At 67.3% G+C, this 7,991-nt stretch carries 6 protein-coding genes; 3 read left to right on the top strand and 3 right to left on the bottom strand.

Annotation, left to right across the window (positions count from 1 at the left end; all coding sequences use genetic code 11):
• From RKP46_RS04700 to RKP46_RS04690, 3 genes are all read right to left on the bottom strand, one after another.
• The coding region (locus RKP46_RS04700; protein WP_311105555.1) for an AEC family transporter at window positions 1-728 on the bottom strand (728 nt) is incomplete at its 3' end.
• A gap of 42 nt (window positions 729-770) precedes the next feature.
• Window positions 771-2,483, bottom strand: coding sequence for a single-stranded-DNA-specific exonuclease RecJ (gene recJ, locus RKP46_RS04695; RefSeq protein WP_311105554.1), 1,713 nt, complete (start codon window positions 2,481-2,483; stop codon window positions 771-773).
• Window positions 2,480-3,535 carry a hypothetical protein gene (locus RKP46_RS04690; protein WP_311105553.1) on the bottom strand — a complete coding sequence of 352 codons (1,056 nt, stop codon included), beginning with the start codon at window positions 3,533-3,535 and terminating at the stop codon, window positions 2,480-2,482. Before RKP46_RS04690 ends, recJ begins: the two co-directional genes overlap by 4 nt.
• 157 nt (window positions 3,536-3,692) lie before the next feature.
• Here RKP46_RS04690 and RKP46_RS04685 point away from each other — a divergent pair, with 157 nt between their 5' ends.
• From RKP46_RS04685 to RKP46_RS04675, 3 genes are all read left to right on the top strand, one after another.
• Complete coding sequence (locus RKP46_RS04685; RefSeq protein WP_311105552.1) at window positions 3,693-4,940, top strand: lipoprotein-releasing ABC transporter permease subunit; 1,248 nt, start codon at window positions 3,693-3,695, stop codon at window positions 4,938-4,940.
• A complete protein-coding gene (lolD, locus tag RKP46_RS04680; RefSeq protein WP_300334146.1) occupies window positions 4,933-5,616 on the top strand; it encodes a lipoprotein-releasing ABC transporter ATP-binding protein LolD in 684 nt (227 codons plus the stop codon). Before RKP46_RS04685 ends, lolD begins: the two co-directional genes overlap by 8 nt.
• 121 nt (window positions 5,617-5,737) lie before the next feature.
• Complete coding sequence (locus RKP46_RS04675) at window positions 5,738-7,759, top strand: methyl-accepting chemotaxis protein (protein WP_311105551.1); 2,022 nt, start codon at window positions 5,738-5,740, stop codon at window positions 7,757-7,759.
• Window positions 7,760-7,991 lie beyond the last annotated feature (232 nt).

Here is a 7,991-nt window from a genome sequence, read left to right as displayed (position 1 = left end):
ACCAGCGGCTGCACGATCAGCTTCAACGCGACGATCGCACAGCTCTCCCGCCAGCCTGCGCGCAGGCCGTATTCGGCCAGACTCATGCCGAGCGCGATCAGCGCCAGCGGTGCTGCCGCCTGGCCGCTCATGTCGAGCGGCGCAGCGACGAGCAAGGGAAGCTCGAAGCCGAGCAGGCCGAAGAGCGAACCGGAGACGATGGCGGCGACGATCGGATTGGTCAGCACGCTCTTCGTCGTCGCGCCGAAGCCTTCGAGCGAGAGGCTGCCGTGCCGCGACCACTCGACCGACACGGTAACCAGCGTCCACAGAATCAGCGCGTTGAAGACGAGCACCAGCGCGACCGAGGGAACTGCCGCATCGCCCAGCGCCGTGCGCGCCAGCGGCAAGCCAAGCAGAACGTTGTTCGAGACGCCGCCAAGCGCAAACACCGATTGACCCACGCCGTCGAGCCGGAAGACGCGCCAGGCGATCAGGCGGCCGAGCGCGAAGACGATCAGGCAGGCACCAAAGAAGGCGAGCAGCAGACGGGTATCGACCGGCGGCAGGCGCGAGAGGTCGCTCATCAGGCGAAACAGCATCGCCGGCAGCGCGATCGAAAAGACGAAACGCGACAGCGCGTCGGCGACGCTCTTCGGCCAGCCCGCCCAGCGCACCAGCGTGTAACCGACGAAAACGAGGATGAAGAGCGGCGCGGCGAGCGAAAAGTGGTGCAGGAAGGTGCTCATCGGCAGGGTCGTGGTCGGCGCGTGCGTACCCGTCGCGGCGGCTCAGGTGGCCAGATGCTCGATCATCAACTGCGTCGATTGCACACCGCTGAAGTCGTTGATCGCCAGGCGATAGGCGGCGCGCACGGTGGCTCCCGGCGCCTGCGTGAAGTTGAACTGGATGGCGTCGATCGTCTGCCCGTCGCGCCGCAGGCGCAGCTTCAGATGTTTGTCCTTCAGGATGCGCTGGCTGTCCACGGCGAAGTCATCGGCGAAGAGCGGTTGCGGGAAACCCTGGCCCCACACTTCGGCTGCCAGCAGACGGGCGGTCGCCAACGACCAGTAGGCGGGCTCCAGGCAACCGTCGGTGTGCAGCGTGCGCGTCCGGTCGGCCGGCGCCAGCAGTTCGTCGGCGACCTCGGCGAAAAGATCGCGAAAGCGCGCAAAGTCGGCTTCACGCAGCGTCACTCCGGCGGCCATCGCGTGCCCGCCAAAACGCAGCAACAAACCGGGCGCGCGCTTGCCGAGCAGGTCGAGCGCATCGCGCAGGTGGACGCCGCCAATCGAGCGGCCGGAACCCTTGATCTCGCCGTTTTCGCCGCGCGCGAAGGCAAAGACCGGACGATGAATTCTCTCCTTGACGCGCGCCGCGACGATGCCGATGACGCCCTGATGCCAGTCGGCGTCGAACAGCGCGACGCCGGCGGCCGACGGCGCCGCGGTATCCGCCAGCGCCGCCGCGTCGAGCAGTGACAAAGCCTGCTCCTGCATGCCCGCTTCGATCGCCCGCCGCTCGCGATTCAACGCGTCGAGCTGCTGCGCGATGTTCAGCGCGCGCGCATCGTCGTCGGTGATCAGGCATTCGATGCCGAGCGACATGTCGGCCAGGCGCCCGGCCGCATTGAGCCGTGGACCGACGAGAAAGCCGAGGTCTACGCTTGACACCTGCTCCGGCGCACGCCCGGCGACGTGCAGAATGGCACGCAGTCCGGCGCTCGCCCGCCCCTGCCGGATACGCTGCAGACCCTGGCTGACCAGCACCCGGTTGTTATGATCGAGGCGGACGACGTCGGCCACTGTGCCCAGCGCGACGAGATCGAGCAGATCGGCCAGGCGCGGCTCGGCGCGGCCAGTCGCCGGCGAAAAGCAGCCGCGCGCGCGCAGTTCGGCGCGCAGGGCAAGCATCACGTAGAAGATGACGCCGACGCCGGCCAGGCTCTTGCTCGGAAAATCGCAGTCGGCGAGATTCGGGTTGACGATGCAGTCGGCCGCCGGCAGTTCGTCCCCCGGCAGGTGATGGTCGGTAATCAGCGTCCTGATGCCAAGCGCACGTGCGCGCTCGACGCCGGCGACGGCAGAAATTCCGTTGTCGACGGTAAGCAGCAGATCGGGCCGCCGTTGCGCCGCCAGATCGACGACTTCGGGCGACAGCCCGTAACCGTAGGCAAAGCGATTCGGCACCAGATAATCGACCTGCGCACCGAAAGCGCGCAGGGCGCGCAGGGCAAGCGCACAAGCCGTCGCGCCATCGCAATCGTAATCGGCGACGATCAGGATGCGCGCACGCCGCTCGATCGCCTCGGCGAGCAGCACGGCGGCTTCGCCCACACCGCGCAGCCGCGTCGGCGGCAGCAGCGAAGTGAACTGGTAGTCGAGCTCGCTGCGCGTCGTGATTCCGCGCCCGGCGTAGATGCGGGCGAGCAGCGGGTGCACGCCTTGCTGCTCGAGCGCCCATTGCACGCGCGGCGAAACCGTTCGCCCGACCAGATGCGTCATTCTGCGCCTTTCGCCAGAGCCAGCGCCGTCGCCTGCAGCGCACACGGCCGCCGCCACAGGCGCCACTGCTCGGCGCGCCCGCTGCGCCAGGTGAGCAGGCCGTAGGCGGTCGGCGCGCAGAGCTCGACGGTCGCCAGCCGGCCGCCCGCCAGCGCCTGCTGCAACGGGGCAAACCAGTCGCGGTCGAGTTCGCGCAGACGACTTCGATACGCTTCCGCATCCTGATAGTGCACCGGCCGCTGCAGCGCGTCGAGCACCAGCAGGTAGCGGCCGCGCTGCTCGAGCGCGCGCAGCAAGCTCGCGGCGTCAACGGGTGGCGCGTGCACTGCCGCCTGTGCGCAAAGGGCAAGACCGCGCGCCAGAGCGTCGTCGCTCCAGACCCCGGTGAACTCGCTGCCCAGCCTTGGCGGCAGCGTACCGGCGCCCCACAGCCAGAGACTGTTGATCGTCGGGCGGCCAGCGGCCTCGCGCGCCTCGTTGACCGGATGCCGATGCAGAACCATCTGCGCTTCGTTGAGCAGACGGCGCAGCCAGCGCAGTTCGGGGGTTTCCGGAAGCTGCCGGGCAACACGCCGGCCGGCGACCGCCGACAGCGGCAGCGCATCGCCGCCGCCCGGTTGATGGTCGGCGGCAAGCTGCAAGTACCAGCGCTCGGCACAGGCCGGATGAAAGCGGCCGACTTCGGCAAAATGGCGGTTGAGTTCGTCAAGCAGCGCCTGGGCTTCGTCGAGCGCGAGTTCCAGGCGGTCGCCCTCGGCGAGCAATAGCCGCTCCTGGTGCAGACGCAGGTGGACCGGATCGGCGCACAGCCAGGCGCCCGCCGCAGCCGCCGGCGCGGCGTTTTCGCCGGCCAGACGCAAGGCGGCGTAGGGCGGCTGCACGGCCAAGCCGAAGAACTCGGCGAGCGTCGCTTCGACCGACTGCGCCGGCAACTGCTGCCGCCGACTGCGCGCGAGCAGCGTGCACAGCCCAGGGCACGCGAGGTCGGCAAAGGTGTCTTGCTCGTCGGGTTCGGGCCAGATGAGTTCGGGAACGACAAGAGTGAGGTGCATGCGGATTCGGCGGCTCGGACGATCCTTGACGGCCGGCGCGGCCGGTCGCTCCGACCAGCCTGGCGATGACGCACTGGCCGGCGACTGAAAGAGTGTAGCATAGCGCCTTTGCCCGAACGACGCTGCGCGCCGCCCCGCCCGCGCGATTCCTCGCCCGATGGATCTGCCCTACGAACTGCTCGTCGGCCTGCGCTACACGCGGGCGAAGAAGCACAACCATTTCATTTCGTTCATCTCGCTGATCTCGATGCTGGGCATCGCGCTCGGCGTCGCCGCGCTGATCGTCGTCCTCTCGGTGATGAACGGCTTCCAGACCGAGTTGCGCGCGCGCATTCTGGCCGTCGTCTCGCACATACAGATCAGCGGCGCGAGCGGCGAAATGGCCAACTGGCAGAGCGTCGCCGAGCAGTCGACCCGCCACGCCCACGTGCTCGCCGCCGCACCCTACGTCCAGGCGCAGGGGATGCTGGCATTCAGCCAGGCGGTGCGCGGCGCGCTGGTGCGCGGCGTGCTGCCCGAGCAGGAGGATCGCGTCGCCGACTTTCGTCCGCACATGAAGGACGGCCGGCTGGAAACCTTGACCGCGGACAGTTTCAACATCGTCCTCGGCAGCGAACTGGCGCGGGCGCTCGGCGTCATGGTCGGCGACCGCGTGACGCTGATCGCGCCGCAAGGCGTCGTCACACCGGCCGGCGTCGTCCCGCGGCTGAAGACGTTCACGGTAAGCGCATTGTTCGAAGTCGGCATGTACGAGTACGACAGCGGGCTGGCGCTGATCCACCTGGCCGACGCGCAACGCCTCTACCGCCTTGACGACCGGGTTTCGGGCGTACGCCTGAAACTGGACGACCTGTTTCTGGCACCGCGCGTCGCCCGTTCGCTCGCCGCCAGCCTGGACACCGAAGCCTTCATCAGCGACTGGACGCGCAGCCACGCGAACTTCTTCCGCGCCGTGCAGATCGAGAAAAACATGATGTTCATCATCCTCTCGCTGATCGTCGCCGTCGCCGCGTTCAACATCGTGTCGACCCTGGTCATGGCGGTCACCGACAAGCAGGCCGACATCGCCATCCTGCGCACACTGGGCGCCCGGCCGAGCAGCATCATGCTCGTCTTCATCGTGCAGGGCGCACTGATCGGCTTCATCGGCCTGGGTCTGGGCATTGCCGGCGGCGTCGCTCTGGCGCTCAACGTCGATGTCGTCGTGCCCTTCATCGAGCGCCTGCTCGGCACGCAGTTCCTGGCCAAGGAGGTCTACTACATCTCCAACCTGCCGTCCGAGCTGCAGTGGCGCGACGTGACGACGATCACCGGCGTCGCTTTCGTGCTCGCCCTGTTCGCTACGCTCTACCCGAGCTGGCGCGCGGCACGGGTCAATCCGGCAGCGGCGCTGCGCTATGAGTGAAATCGTCCTCGCCTGCCAGGGGCTGCGCAAGATCTTCCGCCAGGGCGGCGACGAGGTGCCGGTCCTGCTCGGTGTCGACCTCGCCGTACACGCCGGCGAGCGCATCGCCGTCGTTGGCGCTTCGGGTTCGGGCAAGAGCACCCTGCTCCACCTGCTCGGCGGACTCGACTCGCCAAGCGCCGGCAGCGTGCACCTGATGGGGCACGACCTGGCGACGATCGACGACGCGCAGCGCGGCGCGCTGCGCAACCGCCACCTGGGCTTCGTCTACCAGTTTCACCACCTGCTCGGCGAGTTCACCGCGCTCGAAAACGTCGCCATGCCGTTGCTCATCCGCCGCCTGGCGAGGAAGGAAGCCGAAGCGCGCGCGGCGCAAGTGCTCGACGAAGTCGGGCTGGCGCACCGCCTGCGCCACACGCCGGGCGAACTCTCGGGCGGCGAGCGCCAGCGCGCGGCGATCGCCCGCGCGCTGGTCAGCGAACCCGCCTGCGTGCTCGCCGACGAACCGACGGGCAACCTCGACCGGCAGACGGCGGAAAGCGTTTTCGCCTTGATGCTCGAACTCAACCGCTCGCGCCGCACGAGTTTCATCGTCGTCACGCACGATCCCGCCCTGGCGGCGCGCGCCGGGCGCATCCTGACGCTGCGCGATGGCTGCCTGAGCGACGCCGCCTGAGCAGCCCGAGCGGCGCACCGAATGGTGGGTCAGCCGGCGCGACTTCGGCTAATTCGGCTAAAGATTTGCCGGCCATTGCCGTTAACGGGTAAAGCTCCTGATGACTGCGAGGAACATCGAGATGCAGAGCCTTTTCGCGCCGGCGATAGCGCTTCTCAACCGCGTGGGCTATACACGCAAGTTCGCCATCATGGGTGTCCTCGCGCTGATCGCAGTAGCCTTCCTGCTCGGCAGCCTGTACCTCAACCTGCGCCGGGTGGCCGACAGCGCCCAGTTGGAAATCGATGCCTTGCGCGTCCTCCAGCCGATGGCGCGCGTCGTCCAGCACCTGCAGATGCATCGTGGTCTATCGTCGGGTGTGCTCGGCGGCAACGAGGCGATGAAGGAGAAGCGCGCTGCCAAGGAGAAGGACGTCATCGACGCCTTCTCCGCCGGCCGCGCCAGCCTGCCGCAGGAACTGGCGACCGGCAAGGAATGGGTCAGGATCGGCGAAACATGGGAGGCCATCCGGCAGGATGGACTCGAACTGGTCCGGCGCGAGAACTTCGTCCAGCACACGCGCCTGATCGAGGACCTGCTGCATTTCCAGAGCAGCATCGCCGATCACTACGGACTGACGAACGACCCGGAAATCGATTCGACGCGCCTGATCGATACGATCGTCCGCTCGCTGCCCTGGGCTCTCGAACGCATGGGCCAACTGCGCGCGCTCGGTACCGGCGCGCTAGCCAGCAAGCAGCCGCTGCAGATCGTTCAGCAGGTTGAAATATCGACCGTCCTCGCCGGTCTGAACGCCACCGTCGATGCGCTGGGGCGCAATCTGGAATACACCGCCGAGCGCAATCCGGCGCTGCGCGGCCAGCTTGAAACGGCGGCAAAGGGGATGAAGGAAGCTGCCGAGAAGATCAGCGTCCTGGTCAACCAGGACGTCCTTCCCGGCAACTATGCAACGCCACCCGGCGACTACTTCGCGCTGACCACCGCGGCGCTGGAAAAGGGCTACGGCGAGATGTACGACCGGCTGTACCCCCTGCTCGAGCGGCTCCTTCAGGAGCGCGTGCAACAGGCCCAACGCGACCTGTACCTCGACATCGCCTTGTCGGTTGCCATCCTGCTGCTCTACGCCTATGTGTCGATAGCGCTCTACTATGCAACGATCGGCAGCATCGAACATCTGGCCGAGAAAACGCGCGCCATCGCCACCGGCGACCTGAGCGTGCGCGTCAGCCTGACGACACGCGACGAACTGAGCATTGTCGGTGAAGGCCTGAACGCGATGATCGCCGCCTTCCGCGGCCTGATCGGCAGCGTGCACACGAGCGCCGGGCAAGTTCTCGAAGCCACCCGGCAGCTCGCCGCATCGGCCGCGCGCGTTACCCAGAGCAGCACTGCGCAAAGCGGTGCGGCCTCGACGATGGCCGCAGCCGTCGAAGAAATGACGGCCGGCATCGCCGAATTGTCGGCCAACGCCGAGGCGACGAACCGCATTTCGACGCACGCCGGCGACTTGTCGGCCAATGGCTGCCATGTCGTCGGCAGCGTCGTGCACGAGATCGAGCAGATCGCCCAGATCGTCACTCAATCGTCGACGATCATCGGCCAGCTCGGCACGCATTCCGAACAGATCACCGCGATCGTCAACGTGATTCGCGAAATCGCCGACCAGACCAACCTGCTGGCGCTCAACGCAGCGATCGAGGCCGCGCGCGCCGGCGAGTCGGGGCGGGGTTTCGCCGTCGTCGCCGACGAAGTACGCAAACTCGCCGAACGTACTGCGCGCTCGACGCAGGAAATCTCGAACATGATCGCGGCGATTCAAAACGGCACGCGCAGCGCCGTAGACAGCATGAAACTCGGCGTCGCGCGCGTCACCGACGGCGTTGCGCTGGCGACCCAGGCCGGTGAATCGATCCGGCAAATCGGCGAGAAGGCGAGCGAGGTCGTGCTCAAGGTCGGCGAAATCTCGCATTCCTTACGCGAGCAAAGCGCCGCCAGCAACGAAATCGCGCGCAACGTCGAGCGTGTCGCGCGCATGGCCGAAGAGAACTGCACGACGGTTGCCGACAACGCAAGCACGGCAGTCCAGCTTGAAAATCTGGCCCAGGGACTGGAGAGCGAAGTCCGCCGTTTCCGGGTCGACTGAGCGCAGCACCCCTTGACGTCCCCCGTAGCGGGAAGGATCAAGGATTCGTCAGCGATGTGGGAAGCTGGCCGCCGAGCGGTCAGGCGGCTGGCGCGAGAGCGTGGGCGAACTCGCGCAGTGCCGACCCAAGAAAAGACGGCGCCGGGGTGACTACACCAGTGCGCAGCGCTTTAGTTCAATCGGGATAGGAGAAAGCCTCGCGGCCTCCCCCTCCCACACCACCGGACGAACG

Origin of the sequence: Accumulibacter sp. (assembly GCF_031732815.1) — a bacterium.
In the GTDB taxonomy this organism is placed as follows: Bacteria; Pseudomonadota; Gammaproteobacteria; order Burkholderiales; family Rhodocyclaceae; genus Accumulibacter.
Note: the sequence above shows the minus strand (reverse complement) of the source record. Positions and strands in the feature narration are given on the sequence as shown.

Coding starts and splice junctions, on each gene's coding strand:
- recJ (WP_311105554.1), bottom strand. CDS start 2,483: ATGACGCATCTGGTCGGGCGAACGGTTTCGCCGCGCGTGCAATGGGCG.
- RKP46_RS04690 (WP_311105553.1), bottom strand. CDS start 3,535: ATGCACCTCACTCTTGTCGTTCCCGAACTCATCTGGCCCGAACCCGAC.
- RKP46_RS04685 (WP_311105552.1), top strand. CDS start 3,693: ATGGATCTGCCCTACGAACTGCTCGTCGGCCTGCGCTACACGCGGGCG.
- lolD (WP_300334146.1), top strand. CDS start 4,933: ATGAGTGAAATCGTCCTCGCCTGCCAGGGGCTGCGCAAGATCTTCCGC.
- RKP46_RS04675 (WP_311105551.1), top strand. CDS start 5,738: ATGCAGAGCCTTTTCGCGCCGGCGATAGCGCTTCTCAACCGCGTGGGC.